Annotated in this window: 20 protein-coding genes and 1 pseudogene; 12 read left to right on the forward strand and 9 right to left on the reverse strand. The window is 69.7% G+C overall.

All coding sequences use genetic code 11. The features are described 5' to 3' along the window. Positions 1–82: 82 nt before the first annotated feature. Together MMF98_RS20365 and MMF98_RS20370 are read left to right on the forward strand one after the other, a co-directional pair. Entirely contained in the window at positions 83–484 is a 402-nt protein-coding gene (locus MMF98_RS20365; RefSeq protein ID WP_243309133.1) for a phage holin family protein, read from the forward strand. Between the two features lie 208 nt (positions 485–692). Further along, on the forward strand, positions 693–1,169 hold the full coding sequence (locus MMF98_RS20370; RefSeq protein ID WP_243309135.1) for a DoxX family protein: 477 nt from the start codon (positions 693–695) through the stop codon (positions 1,167–1,169). Between the two features lie 12 nt (positions 1,170–1,181). Here MMF98_RS20370 and MMF98_RS20375 read toward each other — a convergent pair whose 3' ends face one another. After that, entirely contained in the window at positions 1,182–1,898 is a 717-nt protein-coding gene (locus MMF98_RS20375; RefSeq protein ID WP_243309137.1) for a Crp/Fnr family transcriptional regulator, read from the reverse strand. Positions 1,899–1,951: 53 nt separating this feature from the next. On the opposite strand from MMF98_RS20375, the gene MMF98_RS20380 reads away from it, so the two are divergent. The 6 genes and pseudogenes from MMF98_RS20380 (at position 1,952) to MMF98_RS20405 (ending at position 8,015) form a co-directional block, all read left to right on the forward strand. Beyond that, a complete protein-coding gene (locus MMF98_RS20380; RefSeq protein WP_243309138.1) occupies positions 1,952–3,586 on the forward strand; it encodes an adenylate/guanylate cyclase domain-containing protein in 1,635 nt (544 codons plus the stop codon). Between the two features lie 108 nt (positions 3,587–3,694). Further along, complete coding sequence (locus MMF98_RS20385) at positions 3,695–4,159, forward strand: hypothetical protein (protein ID WP_243309140.1); 465 nt, start codon at positions 3,695–3,697, stop codon at positions 4,157–4,159. A gap of 88 nt (positions 4,160–4,247) precedes the next feature. Further along, on the forward strand, positions 4,248–4,850 hold the full coding sequence (locus MMF98_RS20390) for a TetR/AcrR family transcriptional regulator (protein ID WP_243309142.1): 603 nt from the start codon (positions 4,248–4,250) through the stop codon (positions 4,848–4,850). A gap of 201 nt (positions 4,851–5,051) precedes the next feature. Next, positions 5,052–5,958: pseudogene (locus MMF98_RS20395) on the forward strand (alpha/beta hydrolase). Positions 5,959–6,077: 119 nt separating this feature from the next. Continuing rightward, complete coding sequence (locus MMF98_RS20400; protein ID WP_243309144.1) at positions 6,078–7,364, forward strand: solute carrier family 23 protein; 1,287 nt, start codon at positions 6,078–6,080, stop codon at positions 7,362–7,364. A gap of 228 nt (positions 7,365–7,592) precedes the next feature. Further along, positions 7,593–8,015, forward strand: coding sequence for a hotdog fold thioesterase (locus MMF98_RS20405; protein ID WP_243309145.1), 423 nt, complete (start codon positions 7,593–7,595; stop codon positions 8,013–8,015). Positions 8,016–8,026: 11 nt separating this feature from the next. Here MMF98_RS20405 and MMF98_RS20410 read toward each other — a convergent pair whose 3' ends face one another. The 5 genes from MMF98_RS20410 to MMF98_RS20430 are packed head-to-tail and all read right to left on the reverse strand — an operon-like array spanning position 8,027 to position 12,434. Continuing rightward, entirely contained in the window at positions 8,027–9,262 is a 1,236-nt protein-coding gene (locus MMF98_RS20410) for a CaiB/BaiF CoA transferase family protein (protein WP_243309146.1), read from the reverse strand. Then, complete coding sequence (locus MMF98_RS20415; RefSeq protein WP_243309148.1) at positions 9,240–10,202, reverse strand: Bug family tripartite tricarboxylate transporter substrate binding protein; 963 nt, start codon at positions 10,200–10,202, stop codon at positions 9,240–9,242. The genes MMF98_RS20410 and MMF98_RS20415 overlap by 23 nt, the downstream gene beginning before the upstream one ends. After that, on the reverse strand, positions 10,202–10,987 hold the full coding sequence (locus MMF98_RS20420; protein ID WP_243309149.1) for a crotonase/enoyl-CoA hydratase family protein: 786 nt from the start codon (positions 10,985–10,987) through the stop codon (positions 10,202–10,204). Before MMF98_RS20420 ends, MMF98_RS20415 begins: the two co-directional genes overlap by 1 nt. Then, positions 10,984–11,445, reverse strand: coding sequence for a MaoC family dehydratase (locus tag MMF98_RS20425; protein WP_243309150.1), 462 nt, complete (start codon positions 11,443–11,445; stop codon positions 10,984–10,986). Before MMF98_RS20425 ends, MMF98_RS20420 begins: the two co-directional genes overlap by 4 nt. Before the next feature lie 8 nt (positions 11,446–11,453). Beyond that, positions 11,454–12,434: a Bug family tripartite tricarboxylate transporter substrate binding protein gene (locus tag MMF98_RS20430; RefSeq protein WP_243309151.1), complete on the reverse strand. Its 981-nt coding sequence runs from the start codon at positions 12,432–12,434 to the stop codon at positions 11,454–11,456. Between the two features lie 115 nt (positions 12,435–12,549). Here MMF98_RS20430 and MMF98_RS20435 point away from each other — a divergent pair, with 115 nt between their 5' ends. Both MMF98_RS20435 and MMF98_RS20440 read left to right on the forward strand, forming a co-directional pair. Continuing rightward, positions 12,550–13,479 carry a LysR family transcriptional regulator gene (locus tag MMF98_RS20435; protein WP_243309152.1) on the forward strand — a complete coding sequence of 310 codons (930 nt, stop codon included), beginning with the start codon at positions 12,550–12,552 and terminating at the stop codon, positions 13,477–13,479. A 114-nt stretch (positions 13,480–13,593) separates the two neighbouring features. Next, positions 13,594–14,529, forward strand: a complete 936-nt coding sequence (locus MMF98_RS20440) for a CysB family HTH-type transcriptional regulator (protein WP_243309153.1) — start codon at positions 13,594–13,596, stop codon at positions 14,527–14,529. A 139-nt stretch (positions 14,530–14,668) separates the two neighbouring features. Here MMF98_RS20440 and MMF98_RS20445 read toward each other — a convergent pair whose 3' ends face one another. After that, positions 14,669–15,019, reverse strand: coding sequence for a hypothetical protein (locus MMF98_RS20445; protein WP_243309154.1), 351 nt, complete (start codon positions 15,017–15,019; stop codon positions 14,669–14,671). Continuing rightward, positions 15,016–15,585: a cob(I)yrinic acid a,c-diamide adenosyltransferase gene (locus tag MMF98_RS20450; protein ID WP_243309155.1), complete on the reverse strand. Its 570-nt coding sequence runs from the start codon at positions 15,583–15,585 to the stop codon at positions 15,016–15,018. The genes MMF98_RS20445 and MMF98_RS20450 overlap by 4 nt, the downstream gene beginning before the upstream one ends. A gap of 181 nt (positions 15,586–15,766) precedes the next feature. On the opposite strand from MMF98_RS20450, the gene MMF98_RS20455 reads away from it, so the two are divergent. Both MMF98_RS20455 and MMF98_RS20460 read left to right on the forward strand, forming a co-directional pair. After that, positions 15,767–16,141 carry an EF-hand domain-containing protein gene (locus tag MMF98_RS20455; protein WP_243309156.1) on the forward strand — a complete coding sequence of 125 codons (375 nt, stop codon included), beginning with the start codon at positions 15,767–15,769 and terminating at the stop codon, positions 16,139–16,141. 103 nt (positions 16,142–16,244) lie between these two features. After that, the gene (locus MMF98_RS20460) at positions 16,245–17,984 is read left to right on the forward strand and encodes an N-acyl-D-amino-acid deacylase family protein (protein ID WP_243309158.1); all 1,740 of its coding nucleotides are present in this window, start codon (positions 16,245–16,247) and stop codon (positions 17,982–17,984) included. Positions 17,985–17,997: 13 nt separating this feature from the next. Here MMF98_RS20460 and MMF98_RS20465 read toward each other — a convergent pair whose 3' ends face one another. Continuing rightward, entirely contained in the window at positions 17,998–18,270 is a 273-nt protein-coding gene (locus MMF98_RS20465; RefSeq protein WP_243309159.1) for a DUF2164 domain-containing protein, read from the reverse strand. Positions 18,271–18,298 lie beyond the last annotated feature (28 nt).

The raw sequence follows: 18,298 nt of genomic DNA on the forward strand, positions 1-18,298 counted from the left end.
CCGAAAGGTGCGCGCAGAGTGACGCAGAGACAGCGCCTGCCCGTATGATGGACAGGCCATCACACTGCCGCACCTCACCATCATGCTGAACAACCTCGCCCCCTTCCTGACGCACTGGGCCATCACCGCCCTGTCCCTCTGGGTCGCGAGCTACCTTTTCAGCGGCCTGAAGTTCGACAGCACCGCCTCGCTGGTGGTTTCCGCGCTGCTGCTGGGCTTTGCCAACGCCATCGTCAAGCCGCTGCTGATCGTGCTCACGCTGCCGCTGACGCTGCTGACCTTCGGCTTGTTCCTGCTGGTGATCAACGCGCTGATGATCATGCTCGTGGCAGCGCTGGTGCGCGGCTTCAAGGTTTCGGGCTTCTGGACCGCGTTCTTCGCGAGCATCTTCATCTCGCTGCTGAGCATCGTGATCGGCTCGCTGCTGGGCGGCAGCGACCCGGCCACCACGATCCAGATGCCGCACGACGGCGTCTGGTTGTAAGCCCCAGCGGACCCGAGTCCGCGTCCAGCGGTCCTCGCTAGCTATTGAATTGATAGCAACCTCGTCCCACAGCCACCTCCCGCCAGGACGATCCATCGCTCCAAAATGTGCGTAAACGCACCGACCCGCGCCCTCGGCCCTTGCAGACTCGGTGCCTGACCGGCGCCCCTTGGCGGCCGGCCCTCCACCGCCCCGAAAGGACCGACGAATGAACACCTCCGCGCTCGCCGCCAGCGCCTCCCGCCCTCTGGCGGCCGCCCGATCCACCAGCAGCCTCTCCGCCACCCTGCTCGATGACGCCGGCAAGCTGCTGCTGCGCGTCTCGGTGGCTTTTCTCGTGCTGCTGCACGGCCTCGACAAGCTGGGCACCGGGCCCGGCTTCGTGGTGGGCGCGCTGCAGCGCGCCGGCCTGCCGGGCGGCCTTGGCTACCTGGTCTACGTGGGCGAGGTGCTGGCGCCGCTGCTGGTGATTGCCGGCGTCTGGACGCGCGCAGCGGCCGGCGTGATCGCCTTCAACATGCTGGTGGCGTTCGGGCTGGTGCACCTGGGTGCGCTGTTCTCCCTGGGCAAGCAGGGCGGCTGGGCGCTGGAGCTGCAGGGCCTGTACCTGTTCGGCGCGCTGGCCACGGCCCTGCTGGGCGCGGGCCGCTACAGCCTGGGCGGCCGGGCCGGCCGCTGGAACTGAGCCCCAGCCCCCTCAGGCCGCGCCGCCGCGCACCTCGGCCACCATGCGGGCCAGCCGCTCGGCGTCGGCCACCACCAGCGCCTTGCCGTCCTTGGCCAGCACGCCGTCGCGCACCAGCACATTGAGCTCGCGCGTGACCTGCTCGCGGTTGGTGCTGATCTGGCCGGCCAGCGCCGCATGGCGCGGGGCCGGCTCCAGCCGCGCGCGGTTGCCGCTGATGCCCGCCGCGCGCGCCATGCGCAGCAGCTCGGCGTGCAGGCGGTTCTGCACGCCCAGGGTGCTGAGGTCGATCACGCGCTCCGACAATTGGCGCACCAGCGAGGCCAGGTCGCGCAGTACGCGCTCGGCCACCAGCGGCTCCTCGCGCAAGAGCGCCAGGAAGGCGGCGCGCTCCAGGCTGGCCACCACGCAGGGCGAGAGCGTCACCACGTCGGCCGAGCGCGGCCCGCCGTCGATGGCGGCGATGTCACCGAAATGCTCGCCCTCGCCGAAATCCCGGAAGGTGACCTGGCGCCCGTTGGCCGAGTAGGTGGTGATGCGCACCTGGCCCGACAGCAGGAAATAAACCTCGCCCCGGTCCTGCGAACGCACGAACAGCGGCTGGTCCGCCGCCACGCTGTGCCAGCCGCAGGCCTGGGCGAGCTGGTCGAGGCGCGGCTCGGACAGGCCCTGCAGCAGCGGGACCCTGCGCAGGGCGAGACTGGAACGGTGTGGAGGAAGCTCGGTCATACGGATCCAAAGAGTACGCCAATTACACTGGGGCTCGTGCTTTGAGCCCGCCCATGGACCGCCGTTCCCCACTCCGATTGAGCCTGCCTTCGCGGCGCGACCTGCGGTGGGGCAGCGGCGTCATCCTGCTGGCCTACGCGGCGGCGCATCTCGTGAACCATGCGCTCGGCCTGGTGTCGCTGGCAACCGCTGAAGCCGCGCTGCGCGCCGCGGCCGCTGTCTGGCACAGCCTGGCCGGCAGCGTGCTGCTGTACGGCGCAGCCGCCGTGCACGTGGGGCTGGCAGCGCTGGCCCTGTGGGAGCGCCGCAGCCTGCGCATGCCCCCGATGGAGGCCCTGCGGCTGCTGCTGGGCTTCTCGCTGCCGCTGCTGCTGGCGGCGCACCTCACGGCGATGCGCTGGGCCTACCAGGCTTACGGCATCGATCCCTCGTACGCCCGCGTGGTGCGGGGCCTGTGGAGTCTGGAGGGCTCGGCCTTCCAGCTCACCATGATGTGCGCCGCCTGGGCCCATGGCTGCCTCGGCCTGCACCTGGCGCTGCGCGCCCGCCCGGGCTACCGGCGCCAGTTCCACTGGCTGTTCGCCGCGGCGCTGCTGCTGCCGGCGCTGGCCGCGCTCGGCTTTCTGGCGATGGGCCGCGAGCTGCAATGGACCGCCGTGGCGCCGCTGCGCCCGCCGTCCGAAGCGCAGGGCCTGGCGCTCGACGCCACCGAGCGCGGCGCGCGCTGGCTTTACGCGCTGGCCCTGGCGGCGCTGCTCGCGGCGCGCTTCGGCCGCGGCTGGTACGAGCGCCTGTCGGGCCGGCCCTCGATCGAGCTGCGCTACCCGCAGCGCACGGTGCGCGTGCCGCGCGGCTGGAGCGTGCTCGAAGCCAGCCGGGCGCACGGCATCGCCCATCTGTCGATGTGCGGCGGCCGCGCGCGTTGCTCCACCTGCCGCGTGCAGGTGCTCGGCCCCGCGTCGCTCATGGACCGCCCGGGCCGCGACGAGCGCCGCACGCTCGAGCGCGTGCGCGCGCCGCAGGACGTGCGGCTGGCCTGCCAGCTGCGCCCGCGCGGCGACCTGGCGGTCACGCCGTTGTTCGCGCCCAGCGCGCCCGGCCAGGCCCGCCGCCTGGGCCGCGAGCGCGACGTGGCCATCCTGTTCGTCGACCTGCGGCGCTGGTCGGGCCTGTCGGAGCGCCAGTGGCCGGTCGACCTGGCCTATGTGCTCGATCGCTATTTCGCCCTGGTGGGCGCCGCGGTGCGCGAGGCCGGCGGCTTGCCCAACCAGTTCATCGGCGACAGCGTGATGGCGATCTTCGGCCTCGACACCGACCTGCCCGCGGCCTGCCGCCAGGCGGTGCGCGCCACCGAGCTGATCGGCGAGCGCATGGACGCCTGGAACCAAGGCTTCCAGGCCCAGTTCGGCCAGCGCCTGGACTTCGGCATGGGCCTGCACGCGGGGCGCGCCGCCGTGGGTGAGGTGGGCTACCAAGACACCACCAGCTTCACCGCGATCGGCGAGGTGGTCAACACCGCGAGCCGGCTGCAGGACCACTCCAAGGTGGCCGCGGCGCGGCTGGTCATCTCGGTGTTCGCGGCCCGCCAGGCTGGCCTCGAACACCGGTTCGGCGAGGCGCAGACGATCACGGTGCGCGGGCGCACCGAGCCGCTCGAGGTGCTGCACCTGGCCCCGCCGCCAGCTTGAGGAATCTGTGCGCAAACGCACATCCTGAACCGCGCCGCGCGCCCACACTGGAGGCCGTGATGACAGCGATCCCAGCCGTCACACACCGCAGTTCAAAGGAAATTCATCATGCAAACCAAGCAGCTTCTCGGCTTGTCCGCCCTCCTCCTCGTTGCCGGCATCGCGTCGGCCCGCCCCGTCCCGGCCGAAGAATGGGCCGGCGCACCGGTTCCCGACAGCGTCAGCACGCTGAGCCGCAGCCAGGTCATCGCCGACCTGAACCAGGCCCGCTCGGTCGCGCAGGCGCCGCAGGAAGCCTGGGCCGGCACCGTCGCCAGCGCAGCTCTGCCCGCCGGCACGATGAGCCGCGCCGAAGTCCTGGCCGACCTGAGCCTGTGGAACAAGGCCGGCATGGCCGCCTACGACCAGGGCGACGGCACCGACTTCGCCAGCCCCGCCTACGCCCGCAGCCTGAGCGCCTACCAGCAAGCCCGCAGCGGCCCGGCCTTCCTGGCCGAAGTGCGCCGCATCGAGGGCGCGCGCAACCACGCCGTGGCCAGCGCCGAGACCTCTGCCGTCCCGAGCGCCAATTGATGCTTCCGGCTCCAGCGCACGGCCCGCAGCCGCGCGGGCCGCGCACGGGGCCGCTTGCAATTTCGCACATGCGTGCTAATATGCACGCATGGACGCCAAGACCCAGAAAAGCGAACTGACCCGCGCCGCCATCGTCGGCGCGGCGCTGGATCTGGCTGCCGAGCAGGGGCTGGAAGCCATCACGCTGCAGGCGGTGGCCGACCGCATCGGCCTGTCCAAGAGCGGCGTGTTCTCGCGCATCGGCTCGCGCGAGACGTTGCAGAAGGCCGTCATCGAGGAGTTCGGCCGGCGCTTCCTGGCGGACGTGTTCGTGCCCTCCATGCAATTGCCCAAGGGCCTGCCGCGCCTGGACAGCATCGTGCAGCGCTGGATCACCCGCATGCGCGACGTGGAAGTCCACAGCGGCTGCCTCTACACCGCCGGCGCCTTCGAGCTGGACGACCGCGAGGGCGAGCTGCGCGACCTGCTGCTGCAGGAAGTCACGCGCTGGCGCGCCGCGCTGCGGCGCACCGTGATGCAGGCCGTCGAAGCCGGCCACCTCAAGCCCGACACCGACCCCGAACAGCTGGTGGCCGAGATCAGCAGCCTCGCCATCGGCCTGCTGCATGACGCGCGCTTCCTGCGCGACCACCGCGCTGCCGAGCGCGCCCAGGCCAGCTGGCGCCGCCTGGTTGCAAGCTACCAAACCTGAGTGGCCCCTGATGAAAGCGTTTCTCCGTTCTTTCGCTTCTCTCAATTTCGCACAATCGTGCGAAGAAAGGAAACTGCCATGTTGATCCTTGCCGCCCTGCTGGGCCTGTTTTTCGCCGTGCGCGGCGTACTCGCCATCATCTCCACCGTGCGCAGCCTGCCGCGCCATCCGCAAGACTGGATCTGGTACTGAGGCGCCGCCATGACACGCACCTCGCTACAGGCCACCTCGGCCTACTATGACGCCAGCCCCGCCACGCGGGTGTTCCGCTGGGGCCTGGGCGCCTTCCAGCGCCTGTGGCCCGCGCTCGCCGTGCGCGCGGCCTACCGCCTGTTCGGCACGCCGCTGCCGCCGGCCTGGCTGAGCCGCCGCAAGGCCTGGCCCGCCGGCTGGCACATCGAGCGCTGGCCGTTCGAGAACGCCGGGCTCACCGTGTACACCCACCCGGTGGCGCCGCACGGCCCGACGGTGCTGCTGTTCCACGGCTGGGGCGGGCACGCCGGGCAGATGCTGCCGCTGGCCGAGGCCGCAGGCCGCGCGCGGCCTGCGGCCCGTGATCGTCGAGATGCCGGCGCACGGCCGCAGCGCGGGTTCGGTGAGCAACCTGCCGCAGTTCGCCCGCGCGATCGAGTACGTGGCGGCCCGCCTGCAGCAACAGGGCCACACGCTGGACACCCTGGTGGCGCACTCGCTCGCGGCCAATGCGCTCGCGTATGCGGCGGGCCGCGGCCTGCCGGCGGCCCGGCTGGTGCTGCTGGCCCCGCCGGCCTCGCCGCGCGAGTACACGCGGCTCTTTGCCCATGTGTTCGGCCTGAGCGAAGCCACGCGCGCCGCCCTGCAGCGGCGCATCGAGGCGCGCGAAGGCATCCTGATGCCGCAGTTCGAGCCCGCGGCCGTGGGCCCGCGCATCCGCGCCGCCACGCTGGTGGTGCACGACCACGAGGACAGCATCAACCGCTTCGCCGACGGCCTGGCCTACCGCGAGGCCATTGCCGGCGCGCGCCTGCTCGACACCCGGGGGCTGGGCCACCGGCGCATCCTCAAGGACCCGCAGGTGCTGCAGGCGGTCGCCGCCTTCGCCGAGGACCCGCGCCCGGCCCAGCCCTGATCCCCCTCGCGACCGTGCTCGAACGCTGCTGAGGCCGCGGCTTCGTTCCTGCTGCACCGCCGCTTGTGCGGCACGCCCATTGCCCGTAGCATCGCTCCACTTTCAAGAAGGAGCGAGCGATGGGAATGTTTGACTGGACCGAAAAATCGGCGGAGACGCTGAGCCAGGGCGGGGTGATTGCGCCGGACGAGCGCCTGCCCTGGCCGCAGACCGCGGCGATGGGCGTGCAGCACGTGATCGCGATGTTCGGCGCCACGGTGCTGGCGCCGATCCTGATGGGCTTCGACCCCAACATCGCGATCCTGATGAGCGGCATCGGCACGCTGATCTTCTTCTTCATCACCGGCGGCAAGGTGCCGAGCTACCTCGGTTCGAGCTTCGCCTTCATCGGCGTGGTGATCGCGGCCACGGCCTATGCGGGCAAGGGGCCCAACGCCAACATCGGCGTGGCCCTGGGCGGCATCATCGCCTGCGGCGTGGTGTACGCCATCATCGGCTTCATCGTGCAGGCCGTCGGCACCGGCTGGATCGAGCGCTTCATGCCGCCCGTGGTCACGGGCGCGGTGGTGGCGGTGATCGGCCTGAACCTGGCCGGCATCCCGGTCAAGAACATGGCCGCCAACAACTTCGAGTCGTGGATGCAGGTGGTGACCTTCGTGAGCGTGGGCGCGGTCGCCGTGTTCACGCGCGGCATGGTGCAGCGCCTGCTGATCCTGGTGGGCCTGATCCTGGCCAGCATCATCTACGGCGTGCTGACCAACGGCATGGGCCTGGGCAAGCCGATCGATTTCTCGGGCATCGCCAGCGCGGCCTGGGTCGGGCTGCCGGGCTTCAGCTCGCCGGTGTTCAGCGGCAACGCCATGCTGCTGATCGCGCCGGTGGCCATCATCCTGGTGGCCGAGAACCTGGGCCACCTGAAGGCCGTGACCGCGATGACCGGCCGCAACCTCGACCCCTACCTGGGCCGCGCCTTCATCGGCGACGGCGTCGCCACCATCGTGAGCGGCAGCGCGGGCGGCACCGGCGTGACCACCTACGCCGAGAACATCGGCGTGATGGCCGCCACCAAGATCTACTCCACCGCGGTCTTCGTGACGGCGGCCGTGATCGCCGTGGTGCTGGGTTTCTCGCCGAAGTTCGGCGCGGTGATCCAGGCCATTCCGCTGCCGGTGATGGGCGGCGTGAGCATCGTGGTGTTCGGCCTGATCACGGTGGCCGGCGCCAAGATCTGGGTCGACAACAAGGTCAACTTCGCCGACAACAAGAATTTGATCGTGGCCGCCATCACGCTGATCCTCGGTACCGGCGACTTCACGCTCAAGTTCGGCGGCTTCGCGCTGGGCGGCATCGGCACCGCGACCTTCGGCGCCATCCTGCTGTACGCGCTGCTCAACCGCAAGAGCTGAGCCGCTACCAAATCAATAGCATGAAACGGCCGGAGGGCCTGGACCTCCGGCCATTTTTCATTGAAATTTGGCAAAACGGAGGCTGCGGCGACGCCCGGCGGGCCGTCCGCGCCGCGCGCCCCTGCCGGCCATGGCGATCCCCTTCATAATCGATGGACCCCCGTCCAGGCCGGGCCGCCCCCGATGCGCGCCCGCCTCCACCACCCCGCCCAGCAAGAGATTCAAGCCATGTCCATCTGGAAGAAACCCATCAGCGTCGACGAACTGACCCGGCTGCACGACGACACCGCCGTGCTGCACCTGGGCATCGAGTTCCTCGAGGTCGGCGACGACTTCATCCGCGCGCGCGTGCCGGTGGACGGCCGCACGCGCCAGCCCTACGGCCTGCTGCACGGCGGCGTGTCGGTGGTGCTGGCCGAGACGCTGGGCTCGTGCGGCGCGCACTACGCCAGCCCCGGGGGCCACCGCTCGGTCGGGCTCGACATCAACGCCAACCACCTCAAGGGCGCCACCAGCGGCTGGGTCACCGGCATTGCGCGCCCGGTGCACATCGGCCGCAGCACCCAGGTCTGGCAGATCGACCTGACCAACGAGGCCGGCGAGATGACCTGCGTCTCGCGCATCACGATGGCGATGCTGCTGCCGCGCTGATCTTTGCCGGATCAGCGGCGCATGTCGCCTTCGACCACGGCCGCGCGGGCCGTCAGCGCATCGATTTCATGGCCTGCCATTCCCAGCTCGGCGGCCAGCACCTGCCGGGTATGTTCGCCCAGCATCGGCGGCGGCGACCACGGCGCCTCGATGCCGCCGTAGCGGATCGGGTTGCGAATGCCCGGCACCGTGCCCAGCGCAGCGTGTTCCCACTGGCCCACCAGGCGGTTGGCGGCAACCTGCTCGTGCGCCAGAAGCGCCGCGTAGTCGTTGATGGGCGCGCACACCAGATCGTATTGCCGGGCCAGTTGCAGCGCCTCAGTCTGGGTCAATTGGGAGAAGAACGAAACGATGATGTCCTGCAACTGCGCACGGTTGTCCAGGCGCGCCTGCGCGGTGGCAAAGCGCGCATCGTCCGCCAGCGCGCCCTGGCCGATCGCGGTGCAGAACTTGCGCCACAGCGGCTGGGTGGCCACCAGCGTGACGAACCCGTCCCGCACCTCGTAGGTGCCCGAGGGCACGATCATCGGGTGCTGGCGGCCGCTGCGTTGCGGGACGATGCCCGTGAGCGCGTATTCCGTGACCGGCGGCGCCTGGAAGGCCACCAGCGCATCGAGCAGGCTGACGTTCACGCGCTGCCCGCGCCCCGTGCCGACCAGGGCCAGCAGCGCCGCCAGCACGCCCTGGCACAGGTAGCTGCCTGCCAGCATGTCCGACACCATGTTCCCCATGCGCAGCGGCGGGCCGTCGCCATCGCCGTTGATGCTCATGAGGCCACCGAACGCCTGCATGGTCGAATCGGTGGCGGGCGCACCGGCCAGCGGGCCGTCTTCGCCGAAGCCGTGGATGCTGGCGTAGACGAGCCTCGGGTTGGCCGCGGCCAGCGTGTCGTAGCCCAGCCCGAATTTCTCCATCACGCCCGGACGAAAGTTCTGCACCACGATGTCGCTGCGCGCCGCGAGCCGCGCGGCGATGGCGCGGCCCTCGGGGTGCTTCAGATCCAGGCAGATGCTGCGCTTGTTGCGGTTGAGGCTCAGGTGCGCGCTGCTTTCGCTGGGCGCCACCTGGTGGCCCACGCCGCGCGCCCAGTCGCCCTCGGGCGGCTCGACCTTGATCACGTCCGCGCCCAGGTCGGCCAGCAGCATGGCGCATGATGGGCCGGCCACGCCCTGGCTGAAGTCGATCAGGCGCCGGCCCGTCAGCGGCCCCGGGCCGCCCGTGCGCTCATTCGGGCTGGATCTGTGCATCCTTGACCTTCGTTCCCCAGACGACGAGCTGCTGGTCCACAAACGCGCGCAGCTCGTCAGCCGTGCTGGTCTGCGCCTCGACACCCGCCTGGCGCAGCCTGTCGCGGAAGTCGGGGTCGGTGGTGATCCGGGCCAGCTCGGCGCTCAGGCGCTCCACGATGGGCCGAGGCATGCCGGCCGGGCCGAAGACAGCGCCCCAGGCCGTCAAATCGAACCCCTGCAGGCCCGTCTCTTCGGCGATGGTGGGCAGTTGGGGCCGCAAGGCGCTGCGCGCCGCGCTGGACACCGCCAACGCCTTCAGTTTGCCGGCCTGCATGTGCGGCAGGGCGTTGGCGATGTCCACGAAGGCAAACTGCACCTGGCCGCCCAGCAGGTCCGTGACGACCTGGGGCACGCTCTTGTAGGGCACTGCGACGGAGTCCATGCGCATCAGGCGGCTGAAGGCCGCGCCCGCGACCTGCCCTGTGCTATTGCCATAGCCGTAGCTCGTGTTGCCGGCCTTGCGCGCATAGGCGACCAGCTCCTTCACGCTGGCCACGGGCAACCGCGATTCGACCACCAGCACGAAGGGGAAGGCGCAGACCCGCGCAATGGGCGTGAAGTCCTTCACCGGGTCGTAGCCGAGCTTCTTGAACAGGAAGGGGTTGGCCGAGTGCGTGGTATTGGAGGTGAGAAACAGGGTGTAGCCGTCCGGCGGCGCCTTGGCCACCAGGTCGGCCGCGATCTGGCCCGATGCGCCAGCCTTGTTCTCGACCACCACGGGCTGGGCGAGCGCGGTCTGCAGGCGCTCGCCCAGTCGGCGCGCCACCATGTCGCTCGCGGCGCCGGCGCCGAAGGGGATGACGAGGCGGATCGGCCGCTCGGGCCAACTCTGCGCCAGGGCGGGGAGCGAGACAGTCCAGGCGGCGGCGGTGGCCGCCAGGAGGGTGCGTCGATGCATCAGGAGGTCCTTTCAAAAAGCCGTTGCATGGCGGCATCGTGTTCGGGCGTGTGGTGTGCGATGGCCTGGTAGGCCGCCGTCATCTCCAGCAGGGTCTCCAGGCCCGTGCGCTGGCCCTCGCGCAACAGCCGCTTGGCCATGCGCAGGGCGGTGCCGGGGTGCGCGGCGATACGGTGGGCCAGGGCGCGGCTTTCGTCCATCAGCCGTTCGGGCTCGACCACGCGCGAGACCAGGCCCCACTCGCGCGCGGTGGCGGCGTCGATGGGCTCGGCGGTGAAGGTCATCTCCGCCGCGCGGGACATGCCGATGGCGCGCGGCAGCAGCCAGGAGCCGCCGTCGCCCGCCACCAGGCCCAACTTCACGAAGCTCTCGGCGAAGGCCGCCCGTGTGGAGGCGATGCGGATGTCGCACATCGTGGCGATGTCGCAGCCTGCGCCGTAGGCTGGGCCGTTGACGGCCGCGATGACCGGCACCTGCAGGCGATAGAGCGCCAGCGCCATGCGCTGCACGCTCTCGCGGTAGCGGTTCTGGATGGCGTGGGCGCTGCCTTCGCCCAGGCCCTTCTTCGCCCGCAGGTCCTTGACGTGGCCGCCGGAGCAGAAGGCCTGGCCCGCGCCGGTCAAGATGGCGCAGCGCACGCTCGCATCGGCATTGATGCGCTCGCACGCCTCCACCACGCTGCGCGTCTCGGCCACGCCCGTGAGCGCGTTGAGGGTGGCGGGCCGGTTCATCGTCAGCGTGGCGATGCCCTCGTCCTGCTCGTACAGGATGAATTCATCTGTCATGGGGCGCCCTCCCCGGCAGCGTCGGTGCGCATCAGGAGGCGGTAGGAGCCTTCCATGACGGTCTCCTGGCGCTGGTTGGCCACGCGAATGGCGATGTCGATGACGCCGCGCCCCGGTTTGGAAGCCAGCCGCTTGGAGGCCACGCGGGAATGGGTGCGCAGGGTGTCGCCGATGAGTGCAGGCCGCAGGAAGCGCGACTCGCCAAAGCCCAGCGCGGCGATGGTGTAGGGCCCGATCAGCTCTTCCATCATCCCGGCCGCGAAGGCCTGGATCAGCAGGCCGGGCACGATGCGCTGCCCGAACGGGCTGTGGTCGCGGCAGTACGCCGCGTCGATGAAGATGGGCAGCTTCAGGCCCGCCAGGCAGGTGAACTGCACGATGTCCGTTTCGGTCACCGTGCGGCCGTAGCTGACGAAGGTTTCGTCCAGGCGGATCTGGCCGAATGTCTGGTGCTTCATGGCCGCGCTCACTCGATCTGGATGCGCGCGGCGTGGATGACCTGCTTCCACTTGGCGTAATCGCCCTGGATCTTCCTGCGCAGCGCCTGCGGGTCGCCGTCGCCCGGCACGAAGCCCAGCCCGTCGAAGCGCGCGCGCACCTCGGGCACCTGCAGCGCCTTGGCCACGGCGGCGGCGATCGTGTCGCGGATGGCCTGCGGCGTGCCGGCCGGCACGGCGATGCCGGTCCACACGCTGAAGTCGAACCCCGGCACGCCCGATTCGGCGATGGTCGGCACCTCCGGCAGGCTGGCATAGCGCTTGGGCACCGAGATGCCCAGCGCCTTGAGCCGGCCGCTGCGGATGTGCTGCACCACCGGCCCGAAGGAGCTGAAGATCATGTCCACCTGCCCGCCCAGCACGTCCGTCACGCCCTGGGCCTGGCCCTTGTAGGGCACGTGCAGGATGTTGGTCTGGGTTTCGTACTTGAACAGCTCGGCCGCCAGGTGCGACGTGGCGCCCGTACCCGACGAGGCAATGGTCATCTGGCCTGGGCGTGTGCGGGCCGCGTCGATCAGCTCCCGGATGCTGTTGACCGGCAAGCCCGGCCGCACCACCAGCACCATGGGAATGGTGGCGATCAGGGCCACGGGCTCGAAGTCCTTGAGCGGGTCGTAGCCGAGCTTGCGCACGTGCGGCAGGATGGTGAACGGCGGGTCGTGTGCCAGCACCCAGGTATAGCCGTCCGGCGCGGCACGCGCGGCCGCCGCCGTGCCCACCGTGCCGCTGGCGGCGCCCTGGTTGTCGATGACGACGGGCTGGCCCAGGGCAGCCGCGAGGTGGTCGGAGATCGTGCGCGCGCTGATGTCGGTGGCCGCGCCAGGCGCGAATGGAACGATGAGCCTGATGGGGTGGTCTGGCTTCCAATCGGCCTGCGCGGGTGCGGCATGCACGAGCTGCAGGGCGCAAAAAGCGGCCGCCAGCGCGGCCCGTCTTTTGATGAGTTTCACGGCTTGTCTCCAGTGGTTTACCGGCCGGTCCGGCTTGAGGTCTGCGCCAGTATTGACCGTGGTATTCATTAGTACAATTGGATTTTCTTTATCAATTATTTGATATAGCTAATCAATGAAGGTCACCCTGCGACAGATCGAAGGATTCCTGGCGACCGCTGATGCCCTGTCGTTCTCCCGCGGGGCGCAGAAGCTGCATGTCACGCAGTCGGCGTTCTCGCAACTGATCCGCGAGATGGAAGCGGCGCTGGACGTTCGGCTGTTCGACCGCACCACGCGCAAGGTCGTGCTGACCGAGGCCGGTCGTTCGCTGATGCTCAAGATGCGCAGCGGCCTCCAAGCCATCGAGGAAGCGTGTCTGGACGCGCAGGCAATCAGCCGGCTGGAAAAAGGGCACGTCTCGGTGGGCGCGCTGCCCTCGCTGGCCTGCGGCTACGTGACCCAGGCGCTGGGCGACCTGCGGCGCATGCACCCCGGCGTGAGCGTGAGCCTGCACGAAGCGCAAAACCCCGACCTGCTTGAGATGGTGCTGCAAGGCCAGGTGGAGTTTTCGGTTTGCGCCCAGGTGCCTGCGTCGCAGGAGCTGGTGTTCGACGGGCTGTTCACGGAAGAGCTGGTGGCAGTGGTGCCCGCGCACCACCCGCTGGCGGGTAAGGCGCGGCAGAGCTGGAAGAAGCTGGCGCGCGTGCCGCTCATCCTCATGACGCACCACTCCAGCACCCGCCGCACGATTGCCGAGGCCCTGCTCGAAAGCGGCCTGCCCGACAAGCCCGCGTACGAGGTGGCCAGCCTGCACACGGCCGTGAGCATGGTCAGGGCGGGCATGGGCGCGGCCATCATGCCGCTCACCGCGCTGCTGGAGATGAACCTCGACCAGTTGGCCACTTGCAGGCTGAGCGGCCCGGTGCCCCTGCGGAGAATTGCCATTTGCCGCCGCCGCGACCGCGTGGCATCCGCCGCGGCGCTGGAGGTGTCGCATTTGGTGCGGATGCGGGTCAACCAGTCCTTGCGGCAGGGCATCCTGCCGTCATCGGCCATCGAGTAGCGCCCTCAGAAAACCTCAGACAGATCGGCAATAACCAATCTACCAATGATTGGTTTGGCATATAAAAGTCTCGCCTAATAATATTTAAAGTATTAAGCAAGACTGTTTCTCTCCATGAACTTCCAGCAACTGCGCTCCGTGCGGGAAGCCGTGCGCTGCGGGTTCAACCTGACCGAGGTCGCCCAGGCGCTGCACACTTCGCAGCCCGGCGTGAGCCGGCAGATCCGCGAGCTCGAGGACGAGCTGGGCATCGAGCTGTTCGTGCGCGCCGGCAAGCGGCTGACCGGCCTCACCGAGCCCGGCGCGCATGTGCTGCCCATCGTCGAGCGCCTGCTGCAGGACAGCCACAACCTGCGCCGCGCCAGCCAGGAGTTCGTGGCGCAGCAGAGCGGGCGCCTGGCGATCGCGGCCACGCACTCGCAGGCGCGCTATGCGCTGCCGGCGGCGGTGCAGGAGTTCCGCGGCCAGTACCCCGGCGTGACACTGCACCTGCACCAGGGCTCGCCGCGCCAAGTGGCCGAGATGCTGCTGTCGGGCGAGGCCGACGTGGGCATCGCCACCGAGGCGCTGGCCCACTACGAGGACCTCGTGGCCCTGCCCTGCTACCGCTGGACGCACGCGGTGGTGGTGCCGCCGGCGCATGCGCTGCTGGAGGCGCCGCTCACGCTGGAGCGGCTGGCGGCGTACCCGCTGATCACCTACGACACCGGCTTCACCGGCCGCACCCACATCGACGCGGCGTTCGCGCAGCGCCAGCTCGCGCCCGACATCGTGCTCTCGGCGATGGACGCCGACGTGATCAAGACCTATGTGGAGCTCGGCCTGGGCGTGGGCATCGTGGCCTCGATCGCCTACGAGGCCGAGCGCGACACCGGGCTGCGCGCGCTCGACGCGGGCGCGCTGTTCGGCATCAACCTCACGCGGCTCGCGGTGCGCCGCGGCAGCTACCTGCGCGGCTACCTGTACGACTTCATCGCCTCGTTCGCGCCGCCGCTCACGCGCGCCGTGGTCGAGCAGGCGCTCGCGGGCGGCGAGCCGGGCAAGATGTAGGCGTTCGAGCGCGGTGGGAGGCCGTTTTTTTGCATCATATCGGCCGCATGTCCTCGTCGGGCAGTCGTTTCCAGCTATCAAATCAATAGCAATCCGATGCTACCCCGGCGCGGCCACGGGCCGCGGCTTCAGCGTCTCGCTAGCGCGCTTTCCTGCGGTAGACGTCGCCCAGCGGATTGACCAGGGTCTTGTGGTCGTCGGAGATGCGGTAGACCACCGCCTTCTCCTGGCCGCGAACGGTGCAGACCAGCATCAGGCGGGTCACCGACGGGGTGTACGGGCAGGTGGCAAACACGCCCTTGCTGTCGCGCAGCGTCACCGAGCCATCCGCGTGGAAGTCCATGAAGTCATCCGTGAAGCCCGGCCTCTTCTGGTCTTCATGCAGCTGCCAGGTGCCGAGCAGCCAGGCCGGGTTCTCCGCCGCCGGAGCCAGGCCCGCCATGAGACCGCACAGGCCGGCGGCCAGCGCCCGGCGAAGGATGTGTTTCACGAGGCTTCCCCCGAGCGTGCCAGCCGCTCGCTCTTCCAGTACACGTCGTCGCCGCCGTCCATGCGGTTGAGCACGCGCGAGAGCACGAACATCAGGTCGCTCAGGCGGTTCAGGTACTGGCGCGGCGCTTCCTTCAGTGTCTCGGCCCGGTCGAGCGCGACCACGGCACGCTCGGCCCGGCGCGCCACGGTGCGGCACACATGCGCCAGCGCGGCGGCGCGCGTGCCCGCGGGCAGGATGAACTCCTGCAGGCGCGGCAGCTGCGCGTTGTGTTTCTCGAGCGCCGCATCGAGCTGCGCCACGGCCTCGGGCTTGAGCAGCTCGAAGCCGGGGATCGACAGTTCGCCGCCGAGGTTGAACAGCTGGTGCTGGATGTCGATCAGCAGCTCGCGCACATCGGGCGGCAGCGTCTCGCACAGCAGCACGCCGATGTTGGAGTTGAGTTCGTCCACGTCGCCCATGGCGTGCACGCGCAGGCTGTCCTTGGAGACGCGCGTGTTGTCGCCCAGGCCGGTGGTGCCGTTGTCGCCGGTGCGCGTTGCGATCTGAGTCAGGCGGTTGCCCATATGAGGCCTCTTTGCAGCAATTCCAGTGATTGTGCGTCACATCGCGCGGGTGTTACGCCATGCTGGCGGATGTGTCTCAGGCAAGGTGAATGTGAAGAAGGAAACACCCGGCAAAAAGGCTGGCCCCGAGCGCCGGCCTGGGTTGGAATGAAAGCCTCTTCAACTTCACCGGAGCCTCTCCATGAAAGCCAAGCGACGATGTATCCCGAACTTTGAAGCCCGCAGCGTGATGCTGTTCACCGCCTGGGCCTTCGGCTCAGCCCTCAACGTGTATGCCCAGGCGCCCGACGCCTCCTCCTCCCCGGCTTCGCCCGCGCGCCCCGTCGCGCAGATGAGCCAGCCCGCCGACGGCCAGGCCGCTCCCGCGCAGAAAGGCAAATGGTCGGCCAAGGACGTCGATGCAGCCTTCGCGCGCGCCGACGCCAACAAGGACGGCAAGATCAGCCGCGAAGAAGCCCAGCGCTTCCCCGCCGTGGCGCAGCGCTTCGATCAGGTCGACCTCGACCATGACGGCGCCCTGTCGCGCGCAGAATTCGACCAAGCCCTGAAACCCTGAGGCCCCGGCCCAGGCATGTGCCGGGGGCGCTGGCCGCCCCCGGCCTTTGGCGTGCGTGCCGCCCCGGCATTGATGCTATCTTTGCGGTTCCAAGGAGAGAGCCATGCTGGATACGGTCATTCGGGGCGCCACGGTGGTGGACGGCAGCGGCGGTGCGCCGTTCACGGGCGACGTGGGCCTCAAGGACGGCCTGATCGCGCAGGTCGGCGGCAAGCTCGGCGCCGCGCGCCGCGAGATCGACGCCGCGGGTGCGCTGGTCACGCCCGGCTGGGTCGACGTGCACACGCATTACGACGGCCAGGCCACCTGGGACCCCTATCTCTCGCCCTCCACGCAGCATGGCGTCACCACCGCGGTGATGGGCAACTGCGGCGTGGGCTTCGCGCCCGTGAAACCCGAGCGGCGCGACTGGCTGATCAGCGTGATGGAGGGCGTGGAAGACATTCCCGGCACGGTGCTCAGCGAGGGCATCCGTTGGGACTGGGAGAGCTTTCCGCAGTACCTCGACGCGCTGGCCGCAAAGCCGCGCGCGCTCGACGTGGGCGCGCAGGTGCCGCACAGCGCGGTGCGCACCTATGTGATGGGCGAGCGCGGCATCACGCACGACGAGGCCACGGCCGACGACATCCGCGCCATGACGCAGATCGTGGCCGAGGGCCTGCGCGCCGGCGCCCTGGGCTTTTCCACCAGCCGCACGCTGATCCACAAGTACCAGCAGCACAAGTACCCGCCCGGCACCTTCGCCTCGCCCGAGGAGATCCTCGGCATCGCCCGGTCGATCAAGGCCGCGGGCCATGGCGTGTTCCAGATGACGGCCAACCACGTGGGCATGGAGGGCGAGCTCTGGTGGCTCACGCAGATCGCGCGCGACAACCAGCTGCCCGTGGCCTTCGCGCTGGTGCAGACCGACCAGACGCCCGACACCTGGAAGCGCCTGCTCGCCCACCTCGACGGCACCCATGCGCAGGGCGTGCCGCTGTACGGCAGCGTGAGCGGCCGCGCCACCAGCATGGTGATGGGCTTCCAGGGCTCGCTGCACCCGTTCGTGCTGCATCCGCTGTGGCAGCAGCTCGCGCCGCTGCCCTGGGACGCGAAGCTGGCCCGGCTGCGCGAGCCCGAGGTGCGCGCCGCCCTCACCCGCATGGAGGTGGTGCAAATGGCGGCGCAGGTGAGCCAGGAGGCGGCGCTGTTCCTGCGCGGCCTGCCGCGCCTGTTCGTGCTGCACGACGCGGTGGACTACGAACCGCCGCTGTCCGACAGCGTGGTGGTGATCGGCCAGGCCACCGGGCGCAACCCGCTGGAGGTGGCCTACGACGCCATGCTGGGCAACGACGGCCGCGACGACGGCAAGGGCCTGCTGTATTTCCCGGTGTTCAACTACGCCTATGGCGACCTGTCGCAGCTGCACACGCAGCTGCAGCACCCGCGCACGCTGATAAGCCTGGCCGACGGCGGCGCGCACGTGGGCTACATCTGCGACGTGTCCATGCCCACCTTCATGCTCACGCACTGGGCGCGCGACCGCGCACGCGGGCCGACGCTGCCGCTCGCGCAGGTGGTGAAGAAGCAGACCCGCGACACGGCGCAGGTCTATGGCCTGCACGACCGCGGCCTGCTGGCGCCGGGCCTGAAGGCCGACCTCAACATCATCGATTTTGAGCGTCTCGCGCTCGACCTGCCGCACTTCGTGTTCGACCTGCCCGCGGGCGGGCGGCGGCTCACGCAGGGCGCCGAGGGCTACCTCGCCACGCTGGTCAACGGCGAGGTGACCCTGGAGAACGGCCAGCCCACGGGCGCGCTGCCGGGCCAGCTGGTGCGCGGACCGCAGAGCGCGCCGGCCTGAGCACCGGCCGGCGCTAGCGGCCCTTGCGCGGGCGCTCGTACTTGCGCCAGTACTGGAACTCGTCCTCGTGGATCTCGAGGTCGAGCTCCGAGACGCGCAGCTGCAGGCGCTCCTGCACGTCGGCCACGGCCTTGTTGTAGATCAGCGGGCCAATCTCTTCGAGGAAGAACCCGAGCAGCGCGCCGGCGGCGATGTTGCCGATCTTCTCCTCCATGTTCTCGTCGAAGTAGCGCTCGATGGACGTGATGGCCTGCTGGCGGTTCTCTTTTGGAATCTCGATGGTCATGGGGGGCTCCTGCGAAGCGGCAGGCCAG

Origin of the sequence: Variovorax terrae (genome assembly GCF_022809125.1) — a bacterium.
Lineage (GTDB): Bacteria > Pseudomonadota > Gammaproteobacteria > Burkholderiales > Burkholderiaceae_C > Variovorax_A > Variovorax_A terrae.